Here is a 19,225-nt window from a genome sequence, read left to right as displayed (position 1 = left end):
ATTTTAGAATTTTTCGGGTTTAAGTAAGACATAGCAGATATAGATAAAAACCGCTATGGCAATGATAAAAAGTGGTATCATGGTTTAGATTTTTTCAAAGAATTGAATCAATTTAAAGAATAAAGCGAATAGCAATAATCCGCTGACTGAGAGGATAACCGCAATCATATTCCAGAAGTGTTTATTTGTTTCAAATATTCCGCTTTAAGTGATTTTGGGAAAAGATTGGAAATACTGCAATGACGCAATTCCATAAAAGTGGAAACCGAGAAAACATAAACATTAGCGATGGCATTTTGGGTTTCATTACTACCTGTAAGAAACAATCTCTCGGCCACTGCCAAACATTTTTTGGCTCTTTCAATATTTCCTTTTACAATGGCTGTTTTGGTGATTTCAGCAAACCGTTGTGCTTGTTGGTAAATGGTGTTAACCTGATTTTTCATATGAATGAATTTTAATGTTCATTCGCTCCATGCCAAAAGTTGTTCCAATTAAAACAAAATATCGTAAAACGCTGTTATTATTGGATTTATAATTTACATGCCGAAAAATGGGCATAAAAAAAACCTATCAAAATGATAGGCTTTTATCGTTTTGGTAGTATGAGAATTGTTTATTGAATATTGTAATCGTCTAGTTTTCGGTAGAGCGTAGCAATCCCAATTTCTAATAGTCTTGCTGCCTCAGCTTTGTTTCCTTTAGTGTAATTGAGTACTTTTTGAATGTGTAATTTCTCGACACTTTGCATGGAAAAAGCCGACATTGATTTATTCGAATTACCTTGTAAATGTTGAATTTCATATGGCAAAACCAAAGTTGTTAAGGTATCGTCTGCTAAAATAACCGAACGTTCAATAATATTCTTCAATTCTCGAACATTTCCCGGCCAATGATAACCTTCAAGTTTCAAAAGAAAATCAGGTGAGATTTGCAATTCCTTTTTATTGGTTTTATCTGAAAATTGTTTGACAAAATAGGACACTAAAGGTGCGATATCCTTAACTCTTTCGCGCAAAGGCGGAATAATAATCTCAAAAATATTCAATCGGAAATACAAGTCCGAACGGAAAGCATGGTTTTCGATTTCGGTTTTTAAATCACGATTGGTAGCGGCAATCAAACGAAAATTAGATTTTTTAAGTGTAGTATCACCCACCGGTATGTATTCACTAGTTTCTAAAACACGGAGTAATTTGGCTTGTAAATCGATAGGCATTTCACCTATCTCATCTAAAAACAGAGTGCCATCGTTGGCTTCTTCAATGAACCCTTTTTTATCTTTTAAAGCGCCGGTAAAGGCCCCTTGTTTATAACCAAACAATTCGCTTTCGAGAATTTCTTTGCTAAAAGCACTACAGTTCAACGCTACGAAAGATTTGCCGGCACGATCACTATTTTCGTGGATAGCTTGTGCAAAAACTTCCTTTCCCGTTCCGGTTTCTCCGGTTAACAATACGGTGGAATCGGTTTTGGCTACTTTTTTGGCCAAATCAATGACTTGTTCTATCGCTTTTGACTTTCCGATGATGGTATCAAAAGAATATTTATCGGATATGCGTTTTTCGAGTTGTTTGACTTTCTTTTGCAAATGTGCTTTTTCGATAGCTTTGTATAGCAACGGGATAATTTTATCGTTGTCATCACCTTTAACTATATAATCAAATGCACCGTTTTTCATGGCTTGAACACCATCAGGAATATTTCCGTAAGCGGTCATAAGTATAACTTCCAAGGCTGGGAAACCGAGTTTGATTTTCTGGAGAAAATCGACTCCATTGCCATCGGGAAGTTTTACATCACAAAGCAACACATCTGTATCGTTTTGTTCTAATTTTTTTAAACCCGATTTTAAATCAGGTGCCTCAATGACATTAAAACCCTCCGATTTTACTATTCGGGCTAAAAGTCCACGAAGTTTTTCTTCGTCGTCTATGATGAGAATATTTTTCAAATCTTATGGGTTTAAGATACAAAAATAGCTTTTTTACTTTCTTCGGGTATCGATAAGATGAACGATTTTCCAACCCTCGGCTGTTTTAAACAAAGTAAAAGCATTAACTCCTTTATGACTAAACTTACCATTGATGTAGAATTCGTAGGGTGTCCAAGCGTGTGCCATAGTGCCGTCGACTTGGATGTTATAGCTCAAAATGCGCTCTTCAAATTGCATATCAGCCGGAATGGTAGCCATAGAAATCAAAAAATCTTTAGGCGTTTCGGTGGAGAACTTATTGCCCTTAGCTGTTTCCGAAATGGATTGTAAAACCAGTTTATCGCTGCAAGTCGACTTAATCTTCAAGGTATCTTTGGCGTGAAAACCTTCGAAAAAAGTTTGTATGGTTTGCTCCACTTCGGCCTTTTGGGCATGACCCGAAAAACCAAAAAGCAAAAAGAGTATCAAAAGAGCTTGTCTCATCTTTAGTATTTTGACCATTTGTACAGTTCTTTCCAAGTTGGTTTTTTGCCGTACATTAAAATACCAACGCGATAAATTTTGGCCGCAAACCAAACGACTAAGAGGAAAGTAGCAAACAATAAGACCAAAGAAACGGCTATTTGCCACAACGGCACGCCAAACGGAATACGCATCATCATTACAATGGGAGATGTTAGCGGAATCATGGAAAATACAGTTGCCACTGTTCCGTGCGGATCATTGATTACGGTAAAAAATCCGATATAAACTCCCAAAATCAGCGGCATGATGATTGGCAATAAAAACTGTTGCGAATCGGTTTCGTTATCAACCGCAGCTCCAATAGAAGCGTAAAACGAGCTATACAAAAAGTAACCGCCAATAAAATAAAAGATAAATGATATTAAAATAGTACCTATAGGCAAGTTCCAAAGTTCCTTTACATACAAAGCCATAGAACCGCCCATTTCTTGTTGGGCTGCCTGAACGGCTTGTGCGTTGACACCCGTATTGGCTCCTACTTGGATTCCGAAAATAGAGGACAATACAAACATAGCGGTTAGTCCTAAAATCGCCCAAATTAAAAACTGCAATATCCCGGCCAAAGAAGTCCCGATAATTTTACCCATCATCAATTGAAAAGGTTTTACCGAGGAAATGATGACTTCAATAATACGAGATACTTTTTCTTCAATCACACTGCGCATCACCATATTGCCATAAATAACGATAAACATCATAATCAAATAGCCAAAAGCACCGCCAATTCCGATTTTCATTTCGTTTAATCCTTTCAAAGCGGCTTCTCCGGAAGCTTTGGTCAAATTAATGCTGATGTTGGATTGGGCTTTGTCAATAGCTTTGACATCTAAACCGGCTTTGTGGTAGTTTTCGGTTGTGAGTTTGTTATTGATAACCGATTCTAAATCTTCCACAAACATCACACTCGGACTGTCGTTAGAGACATACTCTATTTTGGTTGGCAACGAATCTGTTGGCATTAGTTTCGGAATAAAAAGTAAGCCTTCATAGTGTTCACTGATAATGCTGTCCTTGAGTGTTTTGGTATCTACTTTCGACAAGTCAAGGTATTTGTATTCTTCATCACTTTTGAATTCGTTGACAAACAAACCCGTTTCATCATGGATGGCAATTGTTTTTTGATCGGCTTTCATGGTACTGAGATAGCCCACAAAAACACCTATCCCCACAAACAAGAGCGGACTTAAAAAAGTCATGACTATGAACGATTTGTTGCGCACTTTGGCCACAAATTCTCTTTTGATGATTAGTGTTAGTTTGCTCATATTTACATTTATGATTAAGGATTTAGGAAGTAGGAATTAAAGAAATCCTAAATCCGAAAATCCTTAATTCCTTAATTTAACTGGTTACTGTTTTAATGAATATATCGTTTACACTCGGAATCTTTTCCATAAAATGGGTGACTTGTCCGCGTTGCACCAACGTATTTAACAACTCGTTCGGTGTGGCATTACCGAGATTGATTTCTAATTTGAGTTCATCGTTCAGCGATTTGAAATCAGTTGGCGACAAGGTAAACTTTTGTGACAAATCATACATTAAACCTTCAACATTACTGGTTAGGATACCTACTTCATAATTATTGGTTCGGTACTGCTTTTTAACGTCAGAAAGTTTGCCTTCTATGAGTTTATTGGATTTGTGAATCAAGGCGATGTAATCACACATTTCTTCAACACTTTCCATGCGATGCGTAGAGAAAATAATGGATGTTCCTTGCTTGTTCAACTCGATGATTTCATCTTTAATCAAATTGGCATTAACGGGGTCAAAACCGGAAAACGGTTCGTCTAAAATGAGCAATTTCGGCTTGTGCAAAACGGTAACCACAAACTGGATTTTTTGAGCCATCCCTTTTGAAAGTTCTTGGATTTTCTTGTTCCACCAACCTTGAATCTCCAATCGGTCAAACCAATAGTCTAATTCTTTTTTGGCTTCGGCTTTAGACAAACCTTTGAGTTGTGCCAAATACAAACACTGCTCGCCTACTTTCATGGTTTTATACAACCCTCTTTCCTCCGGCATATAACCAATAGCATGAACATGTGACGGATTAAGTGGTTCGCCATCTAAGATGATCGCACCGCTATCGGGCATCGTAATTTGATTGATAATGCGGATAAGAGACGTTTTTCCGGCACCATTCGGACCCAAAAGTCCGTATATACTACCTTTAGGAACCGTTAAAGAAACTTCGTTGAGCGCAGTATAATCGCCATATTGCTTAACGACTTGTTTGACTTCGAGTATGTTGCTCATAGTTTAAAATTTCAATGTCAATATCAAAATTCAATAGCAATATTATTATGCTGATAGACTATTCTATATTTTTTACTCCATTTACATTGCTATTGAACGCTGTAAAAGTAACCAATAAGTAGCACTTCTCCATTTTTGTTACAAAAAAAAACCCACCCTAATTTTTACAAAAGGATGGGAAAAATTGCTATGAAAAAGAAATTACTTGTTTCCAAGTAATAACCAAATGTAAAACATATTTTTTAATTATGAAAACATATCTTTTACTTTTTCAAAAAAAGATTTGTCGCTCTTTTCGGGCTTTGGTGTGAAGTGCTCATCGGTCATTGCTTTTTCAAAAAACTGGCGTTGTTCCTTGGTTAAAGTCTTTGGCGTCCAAACGTTTACATGCACTAATAAATCGCCGTTGCCGTAACTGTTTAGGCTTGGAATTCCTTTGCCTTTTAAGCGAAGTATTTTACCGGATTGAATGCCTTCTTCCAACTTAATTCTAACTTTTCCATTAACTGCTTCTATTTCTTTTGAAACCCCTAAAGCTGCTTCCGGGAAGCTTATGTATAAATCGTAGTGAAGGTTTTCACCTTCGCGTTTTAAAAATTCGTGTTCTTGTTCTTCGATAGCCACAATTAAATCGCCCGGAATTCCGTTCCCCGGTGCATCGTTTCCTTTACCGGATACTTTCAACTGCATACCATCAACTACACCGGCCGGGATTTTAATTGATACCGTTTCATCTTCCATAATCATACCATGAGCATCGGCATTGTTGGGTTTGCTTTCTATGGTTTGACCGGAACCACCACAAACGTGACAAGTGGTAGCCGACTGCATTCTACCCAAAATAGTATTGGTTACACGCAATACTTGTCCTTGTCCGTTACAGGTAGAACAAGTTTTATATTTTACTCCGGGCGCTTGAATTTTGCGTTTCACTTTGACTTTCTTCTCAACGCCATTGGCGATTTCTTCCAAAGTAAGCTTGACTTTAATGCGAAGATTACTTCCTTTTACGCGACGTTGTCCACCACCATTTCCGCCAAAACCTCCGAATCCGCCACCAAAAGCTCCTCCGAAAATATCTCCGAATTGACTGAAAATATCATCCATATTCATGTGATGACCACCGCCAAAACCACCGGCGCCGTCGAAAGCAGCATGACCGTATTGATCGTATCGGGCTTTTTTATCAGGATCACTTAAAACCTCATAAGCTTCTGCTGCCGTTTTGAAGTTTTCTTCTGCTTCTTTATTCCCCGGATTTTTGTCGGGATGAAATTCAATAGCCTTTTTGCGGTAAGCCTTTTTTATCTCTTCGGCTGTGGCATTTTTGGAAACCCCTAATATTTCGTAAAAATCTTTTTTGCTCATAATGCTATATCAAAATTTAGTAAACCGGTAGTAAGTCCGGTTTCATGCAATAATCACAATCGGTAGTTAATTTCCGATTACAACTTTTGGAAAACGAATGATTTTATCGCCTAATTTATATCCTTTTTCCACTACGTCTACAATTTTTCCTTTCAACTCTTCGCTTGGCGCAGGAATTTGCGTGATGGCTTCAGCAAAATCGGCATTAAAATCATCACCGGCTTTTACCTCTACTTGTTCTAATCCTTTGGAAACTAAAGTATTTTTTAGTTTCTCATGGATTAATTCAACCCCTTTCAACAACAACTCATCTTCACTTTTGGCAATCTGCACCATGGCTCTGTCAAAATCGTCTAAAACCGGCAACATAGCTTGTAGCACTTCCTGATTGGCAGTTTTAAACAAATCTATACGTTCTTTGGCGGTTCTTTTTTTGTAATTTTCAAATTCGGCAAAAAGACGTAAAAATTTATCTTTTTCTTTGGCTAAATCTTCTTGTAATTGGGCTTCAACACTAAGCTCTTCAGCCGTTTCAATTTCGTTGGCTGCATTTTCATTGGCGCTTTCCATTGGCTCTTTTTCCGTGTTATCCGTATTCATTTGTGTTGTATTTTTAAAAATATTTTTGATTTTCATTTGGGAATTTTTCCGAACTCTCAGTTAGCAAAAGTACTGCCAATTCTTTAAAAATGTCAAATTGTCATCAATTTTGTCTGTTTATAAAACACTAACAGCACTGTAATTTAATATAATTTTAATATAATTTTAAGACTATTACGTTTTCGTATGTCTTACATTTGTTACACAACATTTTAAAACACAAATTCTCAGGTTGGCTTTATGCTGTAAAATTATTAATTCAACAATCTTTTATAGTAAAAAAAAGAGCTGTCAATTGACAGCTCTTTTTTATGAGTATAAATTATGAAGCGCCGATTCTAAATCTGGAAAACGAAATTGAAATCCCTGTTTTTTTATTTTATCAGCACTGAGGTTTTTACTCGAAAAAAGTAAGTAAGCCATTTCACCCAAGATAAGTTTCATCATAAATTCGGGCACATTGGGTAACCATAACGGTTTCTTCAAAACTTTGGCTATGGTTTTAGTCAATACTGCATTGCTCACCGGATTCGGACTAATGGCATTGTAAACGCCTTCTAACTGGTTTTCCAAGGCGAAGTTGTACATCGCAACCAAATCGTCTATATGTATCCAAGACTGGATTTGTTGACCGGAACCCATCGCAGAACCAAAACCTAACTTTATGGGTTTTACCATTTCAGGTAAAGCTCCGCCTTTGTTCGATAATACAATACCGGTTCTGAGTTTACAAACTTTAATCCCCAATACTTGAAAAGTGTTCACACCTGCTTCCCATTTTTTTACCACATTCGACAAAAAACTGTCTTCGGTTTGTACTGTTGATTCATCATGTTGTTGTGCAATACTGTGAGGATAAATAGCCGTCCCGGAGGCTGCAATGATTTGCTTGACTTGATGCGGTGTTTTTTTGAGCAAATTAAAAAGCAGTTCGCTCGACAACGTTCGGCTTTCAATGATTTCTTGCTTGTATGATCTCGTCCAACGTTTAGCAATATTGGCTCCTGCTAAATGTATGATAGATTCAACGCCATAAAGGCAACTCTCATCAATTTTACCGGATTGAGGATTCCAATAAAAACCTTTCAAGTTGGATTTGTCTTCAATTTTGGTTGCAGAAGTGGTTAAATAATGTACAGTATGTTGGTTGGCTAATAATACTTTAACCAACTCACTTCCTATCAAACCCGTTGCTCCTGTAATCAGAATCTTCATTACTGTAATTTTAATCAAAGTTACAACGATAGCTTGCTAAAAAAAGACTAATTATAAAGGGTTTAACTTTTGTTGATTACTTTAATTTAATGCTCCATTCAAAATCCAACTCGGAAACCTGCTCTCCTTTTTCATTAACGCCGACGGATTTCATCCAAAAGGTTTGTCCCTCTCCGGTAGCAATGGTTTGCTTTATGGCTTCTGCAATTAAATGACCATCATTACAGGTAAAAGTTATTCTTCCGGTGGCCTTCTTGGTAAAATTGCCTTTGTTATTGGCCACCAACATAGAGATCTTTCTTCCTGAATTTTTGATTTGCATCATGACTAAAGCACCGGTAGTTAACTCGGCCGCCATAGCTTGTACAGCAAAATACATTGAATTAAAAGGATTTTGATTGAACCAACGATGCTTAACTGTAACCACACATTGTTGCACTGAAATCGATTTTACCCTAACACCACACCAAAATGCAGAAGGCAATTTAAAAAATAAGAAGGTATTCAATTTTGAAGGAGAAAATTCCATAAACACTTGATTTTGCAATAAAAGTACAAAAAAGCTATGGGTTTAAGACGATTTTATAAATGTTAATATTTTGTTAATTTTAAGTACTTTGTATTGCATAATACCTTTTTTTAACCTTATCTTTGTATAAGAAATTAATAGCTTATCTATAGTATTGTGAGCTCGGAGTTTTAATCATCAACTAAAAAAATCAAAAAAATGACAACTACTAACGAAAAAAACATTGCTACGTTCTTGCACTTGAGTGCTTTAACACAATATGTTATTCCCTTTGGAAATTACATCTTTCCTATTGTAATATGGAGCAGCAAAAAAAATGAATCTGAATTTGTAGATTATAACGGCAAACAAGTACTGAATTTTCAATTGAGCATTTTTGTATACACTGTAGTGTTGTGTTTGATTGCTATTCCGATTTTCATATACTCAATCTTTAAAAATGTACCGGAAGGCGACATCCACATCGACCGAAATTTTGTAATCGACAACTTAAGCATGGGCAATTTAACAGGGATTTCAATCTTGGGTATTATTGCCTTCTTGTTGTTCTGCTTCATTAAAGTAATCGAATTTGTACTGATCATTTACGGTGCCGTGAAAACATCAAACGGAGAATTTTACAAATACCCGTTAAGTATACCGTTTTTCAAATAAAGACAATTCATCATCAATCATAATCAATCACCGGTTTCAATCATCACCGAAATCAAAAAACGAATGTTAATCAGAAAAATTTAAAATCATGTACTATGAACATTGAAAACACAAAAGCCCAGATGCGAAAAGGTGTTTTAGAATTTTGTATCTTGTCTGTCCTAAAAGAAAAAGACGCCTACACTTCTGAAATCTTAGACACTTTAAAAAACGCTAAACTGCTTGTAGTAGAAGGAACGGTTTATCCGCTATTAACAAGACTTAAAAACGACGGATTACTCAACTATCGTTGGGAAGAATCAACTTCGGGGCCGCCAAGAAAATATTATGGCTTAACCGAATTAGGCAAGACATTTTTAACTGAATTGAACGGCACTTGGACGGAATTATCAGACGCCGTGAACATCATAACCAATCAAAAATAACAATCATGAACAAAACAGTAAATATTAATATAGGTGGTTTATTCTTTCACATAGATGAAGATGCATACCAAAAATTATCAAGATATTTTGATGCTATAAAACGTTCCCTTTCTAATTCTTCCGGCAAGGACGAAATCATGAAAGACATTGAAATGCGTGTGGCCGAGCTTTTAACTGAAAAACAAAAATCAGACAAACACGTAATCAATAACAAAGATGTTGATGAAGTGATTGTAGTTATGGGACAACCGGAAGATTACCGCATTGACGACGATGGTACCGAAACAAAATCAGAACCTTTCTTTGCTTCAACCAACAGAAAAAAATTATACCGTGACAAAGACAGAGGTTTAATTGGTGGTGTTTGTACTGGTTTAGGTCACTATTTTGGCGTAGAAGCGGTATGGATTAAAATTATCTTTTTATTGTTGGCTTTCACCAGTTTCGGTGTGATAGCTTATCTAATTCTTTGGATTGCTACACCTAAAGCCGTAACTACTTCAGAAAAGTTAGAAATGACCGGAGAACCGGTAACCATATCCAACATCGAAAAGAAAGTAAGAGAAGAATTTGAATCGGTATCCAACAAATTCAAAAACGCCAACTACGACGAAATGGGAAACCAAGTCAAAACCGGTGCTGAAAGAGTAGCCGGTGGTTTAGGCGATATCATCATGAAAATCTTCGGCGTGTTTGCCAAAGTTTTGGGTTCAATCATATTGGTATTCTCTGCCATGTCTTTAGCCGGATTGTTTATCGGATTGTTTACGTTCGGCACTACTTCTTTCATTGACGCACCTTGGCAACGTTATGTAGAAGCAGTTAATTATACTGATGTTCCGCTTTGGGCTTTCGGATTGTTGTGCTTCTTGGCTATTGGAATTCCGTTATTTTTCTTTTTGTTATTGGGATTAAAATTGTTGGTGAGCAATATGAAATCGCTTAGTGCCGCTGTCAAATACAGTTTGTTGGCCATTTGGATTTTAGCCGTAGGCTCATTAGTAGTTATCGGAATCAAGCAATCTACTGAATCGGCTTTTGAAGGAAAAGTGGTGACTAAAGAAACCATCAATATCCAACCAACAGATACTTTGCAAATTAAATTTGTCAGCAACGATTTCTTTTCTAAAAATGTGGACGAGCATGAAGAGTTTATCTTCACACAAGATTCGGCCAAAAATGAAGTGATTTATTCCAACCAAATCAGTTTTGAAATTAAAAGCACGGATAAAACCCAACCGTATCTGCAAATTGAAAAGTTGGCCGACGGAAAATCGTTCAAAGAGGCCAATGAAAGAGCGGAAAAAATCAGATACGGCTTTAAGATTGTTGGCAATCAGTTGCTTTTAGACAACTACTTGTTAACCGAAATGGCCAGCAAATTCCGCGACCAACGTGTAGAGCTGTATTTGTATCTTCCGAAAGGAACCGTATTTGTGACTGATGAAACCGTGCAACACTTTGATGAATCCGACAACAACTTCTTCAACTTGCACCATAGCTCTGATGAATACATTTATAAAGTTGATGAAAATCAAGTTAAATGCTTGAACTGCCCGGCCGACGAAAACGAATACAACGATGTGGAAGGCGGAATTCAAACCGAAGAAATCAATATCATAGATGAATCTGACTCCTCTGAAACCGTTACTGTTAAAATTAACGGCAAAGTAGTAACCGAAACCAAATCGGGTAAAAAAGACAAAAAAGGAAAACTCACTGTGGGAAGTGATGGTGTAATCATTAAAACTGAATAGTTATGACAAAAATTGTAGTTTTATTTTCAAAAATAGTTTCGGCTGCACTCGTAGCCTTATCATTAGCTTCATGTAATGCCAATTTCGATTTAGGGAACAGCATCAAAGGAAGCGGTAAAGTAGTGACTGAAAAACGCAATCTTAGTAATTTTGACAAAGTTACTGTAGCCAATGGCTTAGAATGTGAAATCGTACAATCAGATAACTTCGATGTAGTAGTAGAAGCTGATGACAATTTAATCAACGGTATCAAAACCAAGGTTGAAAACAATACCTTAGTGATTTACTCGGAGTACAACAGTTACATCAATGTCACTGCCAAAAAAGTTACTGTCAAGCTACCTAAGATAGTGAGTTTGGAAAGTTCAAGCGGTTCAACTTTAAAATCGGGAAATCTTATAAACGGCGTAGACATCACACTCAAATCAAGTAGCGGCAGCTCTATGGAAGTAGCCGTGGAATCGGATAAAGTTACCCTGGAAACTTCCAGTGGTAGCGAACAGCAAATAACCGGTAAAGCCCTAAAACTATATTCAGCTTCATCCAGCGGAAGCCATATTGACGCCAATGAATTATTGGCAAACGAAGTGTACGCACAATCTTCCAGTGGAAGTTCAACCATCGTAAACCCTATACTGTTGTTAGACGGAAAAGCTTCCAGCGGCAGTTCTATAACCTACACCAAAACACCAAAAGAAGTTAGAGTGGATGAAAGCTCCGGCGGTAGTGTTTCGAAAGAATAAGTTAATAAAACATCTCAATCAACATTGGGATGTTTTTTTTTCTATTTTTGACACTCGATGCCATGAGGCCAAATTGAAAGATATAAAAACCAAACTACCACAGCCATGAAAAAAATAGTACTAATCAGTTGTCTTTTACTAACTGCAATGGCATTCAGCCAGAAAAAGGAAAAAGTAAAAGGTTCGAAAATTGTCAAATCGGAACTCAAAACCATTGAAGATTTTGAAAGCATTGAACTCGAAGACAACATTGAAGTATTTTTAGTAAAAGGAAATGACTGTGCTTTAGAAATTGAAGCCGATGACAACCTGATTCCCTTCATCGAATACAAAATAAACGGCAACAACCTCCGAGTTTCCACCGCCAAGGATATCTCAAGCTACAAAAAACTTAGCGTCCGCATCACTTATACTGACAAGCTCAATATGGTTATCGCTAAAGATGAAACCAACATTACCGCACTTTCGGATGTAGTTTTAGACAACATTACTTTCAAAAGTTACGATTACGCCAAATTATTCCTAAATGCCAACACCAAAAGTTTCACCTTAATGGCTAACGACAAATCGAAAGTGGAACTGAACTTAAAATCAACTAAAACGGCTATCGACTTAAGCAAAAGCGCCTATGTTAAAGCCTTAATTTCTTCGAGCGAGATGAAATTCGATTTGTACCAAAAATCAGCCGCCGAAGTAGAAGGCGATATCATAGATCTCAAGTTAAGATTAGACAACAACACCGATTTCATCGGCAAAAAATTAACCGCCAAAAATGCTTTATTGGAAACCGGCGGCTTCTCAAAAAGCAGTATTAAAGTAAGTAATATAGTCACCATTGACGCCTCTGGCGACAGCGAAATTGAGCTTTATGGGGAACCGGTGAAAATTGAAATGAAACGTTTTGCCGATAGCGCCGAACTGCTCAAAAAGCCAAGTAAATAAAAAAATCCCGTCTTTTACGAAGACGGGATTTTTTTATTTTGAAAAGTATCTTTAGTCTAAAGCAGCCAAATATCTTTCGGCATCCAAAGCCGCCATACAACCGGTACCTGCAGCCGTAATAGCCTGACGATAAACATGGTCTGCAGCATCTCCGGCAACAAAAACTCCGGGAACATTGGTTTTAGAACTACCCGGAACATTAACAATATAACCGGTCTCATCCAAAGTAATGTAGTCCGCAAAAATATCGGTATTAGGTTTGTGTCCAATAGCCACAAAGAAACCGGTAGCCGGAATCGTAATCGTTTCTCCGGTGGTTTTATTCAACGCTTTGATTTCAGTCACCACTTGTCCGTCGCCAATCACCTCAACAGTGTCATGGTTCATCAAAATATCTATATTCTCGGTTTTGCGAACGCGCTCTTCCATAATGCGAGAAGCTCTGAACTTGTCACTTCTCACCAACATGGTCACTTTTTTACACAATTTAGAAAGGTAATGTGCTTCTTCACAAGCCGAATCTCCGGCACCTACAATAACCACTTCTTGGTTGCGGTAGAAAAACCCGTCGCAAACCGCACAAGCCGAAACACCGCCACCCATTTGTAAATAATGTTGCTCCGAAGGCAAACCTAAATACTTGGCCGAAGCGCCGGTAGAAATAATCACCGTTTGTGCGTGGATTTCTTTGGTATCATTAACCCAAACTTTATGCACAGGCCCCGAAAAATCAACTTTGGTCACCCAACCATCACGAACATCGGTTCCAAAACGCTGCGCCTGCGCTTGCAATTGCACCATCATTTCCGGTCCGGTTACACCATCAGGATAACCCGGAAAATTTTCCACTTCGTTTGTAGTCGTTAATTGTCCTCCCGGTTGCGTTCCTTGGTAAAGTACCGGATTCATATTGGCTCTGGCCGCATAAATGGCAGCAGTATAACCGGCAGGCCCCGAACCTATAATAAGGCATTTGATTTTTTCTATAGTCTCTGACATGATTTGAAGTTTAATTAGGTTGCAAATGTATAGGATTTATGTAAAAAACAATAGACCTGTCCAATCGCTTTACGCAATTTGTGAATAAGATAAGGTTATTGTTAAAAACAAGGTTGGTTTTATAATAAGGAGCACCACAAAAGCTTGTTTAGGGAAAGTCGTCCCGCTGTCCGCACTACCTGCCTGCCGTCAGGCAGGGTAGTTTGCTCCCATCGGGGCTATAGTTGACCTTTTGGTAGTGTTTAACAACGTATTTGGATTTGCTAAAACCGGTAAGTCTAAATATCCTGAATGTGGGCTCTATCTCAAGTAAATCCTTTCGGATCTGCCAACTAAAACAAATGACAATTCAAAACGCCATTGTCACACTGAGCTTGTCGAAGTGCCAACATCACAAAAACTTATCAAATCAAAAGCAGGATTACTATGTGATCCTGAATGTGGGCTCTATTTCAAGTAAATCTATCAGCGCTTTCAGCGCTGATGATTTTTTTATTTCCAAAAGAAATCCGAAGTAAACTTCGTTTCTTTTGGAAATAAAAAAATCCTTTCTGCCAAAGCAGAAAGGATTTACTCGTCGGGGTGGCAGGATTCGAACCTGCGACCTCCTGGTCCCAAACCAGGCGCGATAACCGGGCTACGCTACACCCCGAATTCCCTCAAATGGGAGTGCAAATATAAAACTATAAATTAGTTTACAAAAAGTTTTTCCCTTTTTTTAATTTTCAAAAAAACAAAAGGCGCTTTCGATATAATTTCTATTTTTGTGTTCAGTAAAAATAACACAACTCTTTATGCTGATTATCGGAATTGCCGGCGGAACCGGAAGCGGAAAAACAACTGTGGTTCACCAAATTATGAATGAATTGCCCCAAACAGAAGTGGGTGTCATTTCTCAAGACTCTTATTACAAAGAAAACAATACTTTGAGTTTTGAAGAAAGGGCATTGATTAATTTTGACCACCCGCGCGCTATCGATTTTGATCTTTTGGTGCAGCATCTCAAAGATTTAAAAGTCGGAAAAACTATTGAACAACCTGTTTATTCTTTTATCACACACAACAGAACCGACGACACCATCATTACCCATCCGAGAAAAGTAATGATCGTAGAGGGAATTTTAATCCTAACCAATCCGGAACTTCGCGAATTGTTTGATGTGAAAATCTTCGTGCATGCCGATTCTGACGAAAGACTGATTCGTCGCTTAAAAAGAGACATCGCTGAACGCGGTCGTGATATGGAAGAAGTGTTGAATCGATACCAAACCACGCTAAAACCAATGCACCAACAGTTCATTGAACCTACCAAAGCCTTTGCCGACATCATTATTCCGAACGACAAATACAATACCGTAGCCATCGATGTGGTTAGAGCTGTAATCAACCAAAGAATTACCTAATTTTACACCAATGAGCTTCTTTAAAAACCTAACCGATGCCTATCCTATCCTAAAAATCTTGGGTAACCGATACGTTATTGTGTTATGTTTTTTTACCATCTGGATGCTTTTTTTAGACAATACCTCTTACACGGAACATCGGGTGTTAGACAAACAACTCGATGAACTCGAAGACAATAAAAAATACTATCAGGAAGAAATCAAAAAAGACGAAGAGAACATCAAACTCCTCAAAAACCCTGACCAAATAGAAAAATACGCCCGCGAAAAATACTATATGAAACGCGATAGCGAGGATGTTTATATCATCGAATTTGAAGAAGATTCCCTGAAAGAAGAACAATCCAAGTCAAAATCTTTATAAACCCTGACCATGGCTGACAATTTATTCAATGAGTTCGAACCGGTGTCTTCCAAACAATGGAAACAACAAATTCAATATGAACTCAAAGGCGCCGACTATAACGAAACCTTAGTTTGGGAAAGTCCCGAAGGCATCAAAGTCAAACCTTTCTATCACATAGACGAAACCGAAATCAACTATTCCGCACCAACAAAGGAAAACGGATTTTCAATACTGCAAAACATCTTTGTTCACGATGTGGTAAAATCCAATAAAAGAGCTTTGGAAACCTTGAATCGCGGTGCCGAAAGCATTCGTTTTACCATAGAAAATGATGCGGTTAACTTGGAAGCCCTGATGCAGAATCTGCCGCTAACCAACACCCAATATTTTTTTTATTTGCCTTTCCTTTCAATCGATTTCGTAACTAAAATCAACGATTTCGCCGCTAAGCATAAAGCCGATATCGCAATTCAAATCGATCCGATTGGTCAGTTGGTAAAAGACGGCAACTGGTTCGAAAACTTGGATAAGGATTTTGAAAAACTCAACCAAATCGCTTACAAAGCAACGTTACCATTTTTAACCATTAGTAGCGGTACTTACCAAAATGCAGGCGCGAATATGGTCCAACAACTGGCGTATATTTTGGCTCATGTCAATGAATATTTCAATAGGGTGACGAACCTCAACCAACCGATTACGATTGAAGTTTCAGTGGGGACGAATTACTTCTTCGAGATTGCCAAATTGCGAGCACTACGACTATTATTCAGCACTTTGGCGAAAGAATATAATCACGCTAAAGATTGCCACATCATCGCCACACCAACCAAACGCAACAAAACACTCTACGACTATAACGTAAACATGCTGCGCACTACAACTGAATGCATGAGTGCTATTTTAGGCGGTGCCGACAGCATAGCCAATTTGCCTTACGATGCGTTGTACCATAAAGACAATGAATTTGGCGACCGAATCGCTCGCAACCAATTGTTGGTGTTAAAACACGAAAGTTATTTTGATAAAGTCAACAATGCTGCCGATGGTGCTTATTACATCGAAGCCTTAACCGAACAATTAGCCGAAAAGGCTTTACTCCTATTCAAAGACATCGAAGCCAACGGTGGTTTGATTACCCAATTAATCGAAGGGACTATCCAACGTAAAATCAGCGAAAGTGCCGCCAAAGAACAAGAGGCTTTCGACAACGGCAAAGAAATACTATTAGGCACCAACAAATACCCGAATAAAAACGATAAAATGAAACACGACCTCGAGTTGTATCCGTTTGTCAAACAAAATCCACGCAAAACCTTAATCACTCCTGTGATTGAAAAACGATTGGCCGAGAAACTGGAACAAGAACGTTTATCGCAAGAAGAATAGTCATGAGAAAAAATATCCAACATATAGCATTAGGAAAAAGGGAAAAGGGAGAAGCGATAAGTACTTCAACCGACAACTTCCTAACTGCCGAGGGCATCGAAGTCAAACCAACCTATTCCGAAGCCGATATCGAAAACTTAACACATTTGGAATTCGGAGCCGGATTTGCCCCCAATTTACGCGGTCCTTACGCCACCATGTACGTGCGTCGCCCTTGGACCATTCGCCAATACGCCGGATTTTCTACGGCAGAAGAAAGTAATGCTTTCTATCGCAGAAACTTAGCCGCCGGTCAAAAAGGCTTGTCGGTCGCTTTCGATTTGGCCACACACCGCGGTTATGATTCGGATCACGAGCGCGTAGTGGGTGACGTTGGTAAGGCCGGAGTTGCGATAGATTCTGTAGAAGACATGAAAGTGCTCTTCGATCAAATTCCGCTCAACGAAATGTCGGTTTCCATGACCATGAACGGTGCTGTTTTACCTATTATGGCGTTTTATATCGTTGCGGCCGAAGAACAAGGTGTAGCACCCGAATTGCTTTCGGGAACCATCCAAAACGATATTCTGAAGGAGTTTATGGTGCGCAATACTTACATCTATCCGCCTACGCCTTCCATGAAAATCATCGCCGATATCTTTGAATATACAAGCAAAAAAATGCCGAAATTCAACTCGATTTCGATTTCAGGCTACCACATGCAAGAAGCCGGAGCTACCGCCGATATTGAATTGGCGTACACTTTAGCCGATGGTTTAGAATACATCCGAACCGGATTGGCAGCCGGCATGAAAATAGATGAGTTCGCACCTCGCCTTTCGTTCTTTTGGGCGATTGGAATGAACCACTTTATGGAAATCGCCAAAATGCGCGCCGGAAGAATGTTGTGGGCGAAACTATTAAAACAATTCAATCCTCAAGACGAAAAATCACTGGCATTAAGAACGCATTGTCAAACTTCGGGTTGGAGTTTAACCGAACAAGATCCGTTCAACAACGTGGCTCGCACGACTATCGAAGCGGCTGCAGCGGCTTTTGGCGGAACGCAATCCTTACATACCAACGCCTTAGACGAAGCCATTGCCTTGCCAACAGATTTCTCAGCGCGTATTGCCCGAAACACCCAAATCTTTTTACAAGAAGAAACCAAAATCTGCAAGACCGTCGATCCTTGGGCCGGCAGTTATTATGTGGAAAGTTTAACCGCGGAAATTGCTGAAAAAGCCTGGGCATTGATTCAGGAAGTGGAAGCCTTAGGCGGCATGACCAAAGCCATCGAAGCCGGTATTCCGAAATTGAGAATTGAAGAAGCTGCTGCTCGTAAACAAGCCCGCATCGACAGCGCACAAGATATTATTGTTGGGGTTAACAAATACCGTCTGGAAAAAGAAGATCCATTACACATTTTGGATGTAGACAATCAAATGGTGCGCCAACAACAAATTGAGCGTTTGAACCAAATCAAAGCCACTCGAGATACCGCTAAAGTTAAAGCCAGTTTAGCAAAGATTACCGAAAGTGCCCAAAATGGTGGCGAAAATTTATTATCTTTAGCCGTAGAAGCAGCCCGAAACCGAGCCACGCTGGGAGAAATCAGCGATGCCTTGGAAGCGGTTTTCGGACGCTATAAAGCACAAATCAGAAGTTTTAGCGGCGTGTACAGTAAAGAAATCAAAAACGATGAGAGCTTTGAAAAAGCCAAACAATTAGCCGACGCTTTCGCGCAAAAAGAAGGCCGTCGACCACGTATCATGATTGCCAAAATGGGACAAGACGGTCACGACCGAGGTGCCAAAGTGGTAGCCACCGGTTATGCCGATGTTGGTTTCGACGTAGACATTGGACCGCTATTCCAAACACCCGAAGAAGCAGCCAAACAAGCCGTGGAAAACGATGTGCATATTTTAGGTGTTTCTTCCTTAGCGGCAGGTCACAAAACCTTAGTCCCGCAAGTGATTGAAGAACTCAAAAAATACGGCCGCGAAGACATTATGGTCATCGTTGGTGGCGTTATTCCGGCACAAGATTACCAATTCTTATTCGATGCCGGTGCCGTAGCAGTTTTTGGTCCGGGAACTAAGATAAGTGACGCTGCGATTCAGATTTTGGAGGTTTTGTTGGAAGAGTAATCG

Annotated in this window: 20 protein-coding genes and 1 tRNA gene; 9 read left to right on the top strand and 12 right to left on the bottom strand. The window is 38.7% G+C overall.

Annotation, left to right across the window (positions count from 1 at the left end):
- Window positions 1–3: 3 nt before the first annotated feature.
- The 10 genes from kdpF to ACJG85_RS07320 all read right to left on the bottom strand — a co-directional run bounded on the left by kdpF (window position 4) and on the right by ACJG85_RS07320 (window position 8,435).
- Complete coding sequence (kdpF, locus tag ACJG85_RS07365) at window positions 4–81, bottom strand: K(+)-transporting ATPase subunit F (RefSeq protein WP_412477188.1); 78 nt, start codon at window positions 79–81, stop codon at window positions 4–6.
- Between the two features lie 83 nt (window positions 82–164).
- A complete protein-coding gene (locus ACJG85_RS07360; RefSeq protein ID WP_412476032.1) occupies window positions 165–446 on the bottom strand; it encodes a DUF7674 family protein in 282 nt (93 codons plus the stop codon).
- 170 nt (window positions 447–616) lie between these two features.
- A complete protein-coding gene (locus tag ACJG85_RS07355) occupies window positions 617–1,954 on the bottom strand; it encodes a sigma-54-dependent transcriptional regulator (protein ID WP_412476031.1) in 1,338 nt (445 codons plus the stop codon).
- A gap of 33 nt (window positions 1,955–1,987) precedes the next feature.
- Window positions 1,988–2,419: a nuclear transport factor 2 family protein gene (locus ACJG85_RS07350; protein WP_412476030.1), complete on the bottom strand. Its 432-nt coding sequence runs from the start codon at window positions 2,417–2,419 to the stop codon at window positions 1,988–1,990.
- Between the two features lie 2 nt (window positions 2,420–2,421).
- Window positions 2,422–3,726, bottom strand: a complete 1,305-nt coding sequence (locus ACJG85_RS07345; protein WP_412476029.1) for an ABC transporter permease — start codon at window positions 3,724–3,726, stop codon at window positions 2,422–2,424.
- A 76-nt stretch (window positions 3,727–3,802) separates the two neighbouring features.
- Complete coding sequence (locus ACJG85_RS07340; protein WP_412463712.1) at window positions 3,803–4,723, bottom strand: ABC transporter ATP-binding protein; 921 nt, start codon at window positions 4,721–4,723, stop codon at window positions 3,803–3,805.
- A 246-nt stretch (window positions 4,724–4,969) separates the two neighbouring features.
- Window positions 4,970–6,091: a molecular chaperone DnaJ gene (dnaJ, locus tag ACJG85_RS07335; RefSeq protein WP_409677445.1), complete on the bottom strand. Its 1,122-nt coding sequence runs from the start codon at window positions 6,089–6,091 to the stop codon at window positions 4,970–4,972.
- A 66-nt stretch (window positions 6,092–6,157) separates the two neighbouring features.
- The gene (locus ACJG85_RS07330; RefSeq protein ID WP_412476028.1) at window positions 6,158–6,727 is read right to left on the bottom strand and encodes a nucleotide exchange factor GrpE; all 570 of its coding nucleotides are present in this window, start codon (window positions 6,725–6,727) and stop codon (window positions 6,158–6,160) included.
- A gap of 273 nt (window positions 6,728–7,000) precedes the next feature.
- On the bottom strand, window positions 7,001–7,906 hold the full coding sequence (locus ACJG85_RS07325; protein WP_409677449.1) for a TIGR01777 family oxidoreductase: 906 nt from the start codon (window positions 7,904–7,906) through the stop codon (window positions 7,001–7,003).
- A gap of 76 nt (window positions 7,907–7,982) precedes the next feature.
- Window positions 7,983–8,435 carry a DUF4442 domain-containing protein gene (locus ACJG85_RS07320; RefSeq protein WP_412476027.1) on the bottom strand — a complete coding sequence of 151 codons (453 nt, stop codon included), beginning with the start codon at window positions 8,433–8,435 and terminating at the stop codon, window positions 7,983–7,985.
- 198 nt (window positions 8,436–8,633) lie between these two features.
- On the opposite strand from ACJG85_RS07320, the gene ACJG85_RS07315 reads away from it, so the two are divergent.
- From ACJG85_RS07315 to ACJG85_RS07295, 5 genes are all read left to right on the top strand, one after another.
- Window positions 8,634–9,089: a DUF4870 domain-containing protein gene (locus ACJG85_RS07315; RefSeq protein WP_409677453.1), complete on the top strand. Its 456-nt coding sequence runs from the start codon at window positions 8,634–8,636 to the stop codon at window positions 9,087–9,089.
- 95 nt (window positions 9,090–9,184) lie between these two features.
- Entirely contained in the window at window positions 9,185–9,514 is a 330-nt protein-coding gene (locus ACJG85_RS07310; protein WP_121314380.1) for a PadR family transcriptional regulator, read from the top strand.
- 5 nt (window positions 9,515–9,519) lie between these two features.
- A complete protein-coding gene (locus ACJG85_RS07305; protein ID WP_412476026.1) occupies window positions 9,520–11,271 on the top strand; it encodes a PspC domain-containing protein in 1,752 nt (583 codons plus the stop codon).
- Between the two features lie 2 nt (window positions 11,272–11,273).
- Complete coding sequence (locus ACJG85_RS07300; RefSeq protein ID WP_409677457.1) at window positions 11,274–12,014, top strand: head GIN domain-containing protein; 741 nt, start codon at window positions 11,274–11,276, stop codon at window positions 12,012–12,014.
- A gap of 105 nt (window positions 12,015–12,119) precedes the next feature.
- Window positions 12,120–12,956, top strand: coding sequence for a GIN domain-containing protein (locus tag ACJG85_RS07295; RefSeq protein ID WP_409677459.1), 837 nt, complete (start codon window positions 12,120–12,122; stop codon window positions 12,954–12,956).
- 51 nt (window positions 12,957–13,007) lie between these two features.
- Here ACJG85_RS07295 and trxB read toward each other — a convergent pair whose 3' ends face one another.
- Both trxB and ACJG85_RS07285 read right to left on the bottom strand, forming a co-directional pair.
- A complete protein-coding gene (gene trxB / locus ACJG85_RS07290) occupies window positions 13,008–13,955 on the bottom strand; it encodes a thioredoxin-disulfide reductase (protein WP_412463707.1) in 948 nt (315 codons plus the stop codon).
- 577 nt (window positions 13,956–14,532) lie between these two features.
- Window positions 14,533–14,607: transfer RNA gene (locus ACJG85_RS07285), tRNA-Pro, on the bottom strand.
- 142 nt (window positions 14,608–14,749) lie between these two features.
- Here ACJG85_RS07285 and udk point away from each other — a divergent pair.
- From udk to scpA, 4 genes are read left to right on the top strand one after another with little or no spacing between them, the layout of a single operon-like run.
- Window positions 14,750–15,358: a uridine kinase gene (gene udk / locus ACJG85_RS07280; RefSeq protein ID WP_412476025.1), complete on the top strand. Its 609-nt coding sequence runs from the start codon at window positions 14,750–14,752 to the stop codon at window positions 15,356–15,358.
- A gap of 10 nt (window positions 15,359–15,368) precedes the next feature.
- A complete protein-coding gene (locus tag ACJG85_RS07275) occupies window positions 15,369–15,722 on the top strand; it encodes an FtsB family cell division protein (protein WP_409677465.1) in 354 nt (117 codons plus the stop codon).
- A gap of 9 nt (window positions 15,723–15,731) precedes the next feature.
- Window positions 15,732–17,093: a methylmalonyl-CoA mutase subunit beta gene (locus ACJG85_RS07270; RefSeq protein ID WP_412476024.1), complete on the top strand. Its 1,362-nt coding sequence runs from the start codon at window positions 15,732–15,734 to the stop codon at window positions 17,091–17,093.
- A 2-nt stretch (window positions 17,094–17,095) separates the two neighbouring features.
- Window positions 17,096–19,222: a methylmalonyl-CoA mutase gene (gene scpA / locus ACJG85_RS07265; RefSeq protein ID WP_412476023.1), complete on the top strand. Its 2,127-nt coding sequence runs from the start codon at window positions 17,096–17,098 to the stop codon at window positions 19,220–19,222.
- Window positions 19,223–19,225: the final 3 nt, after the last annotated feature.

It is taken from the genome of Flavobacterium mekongense, from assembly GCF_047038255.1.
Taxonomy (GTDB): Bacteria; Bacteroidota; Bacteroidia; order Flavobacteriales; family Flavobacteriaceae; genus Flavobacterium; species Flavobacterium mekongense.
Note: the sequence above shows the minus strand (reverse complement) of the source record. Positions and strands in the feature narration are given on the sequence as shown.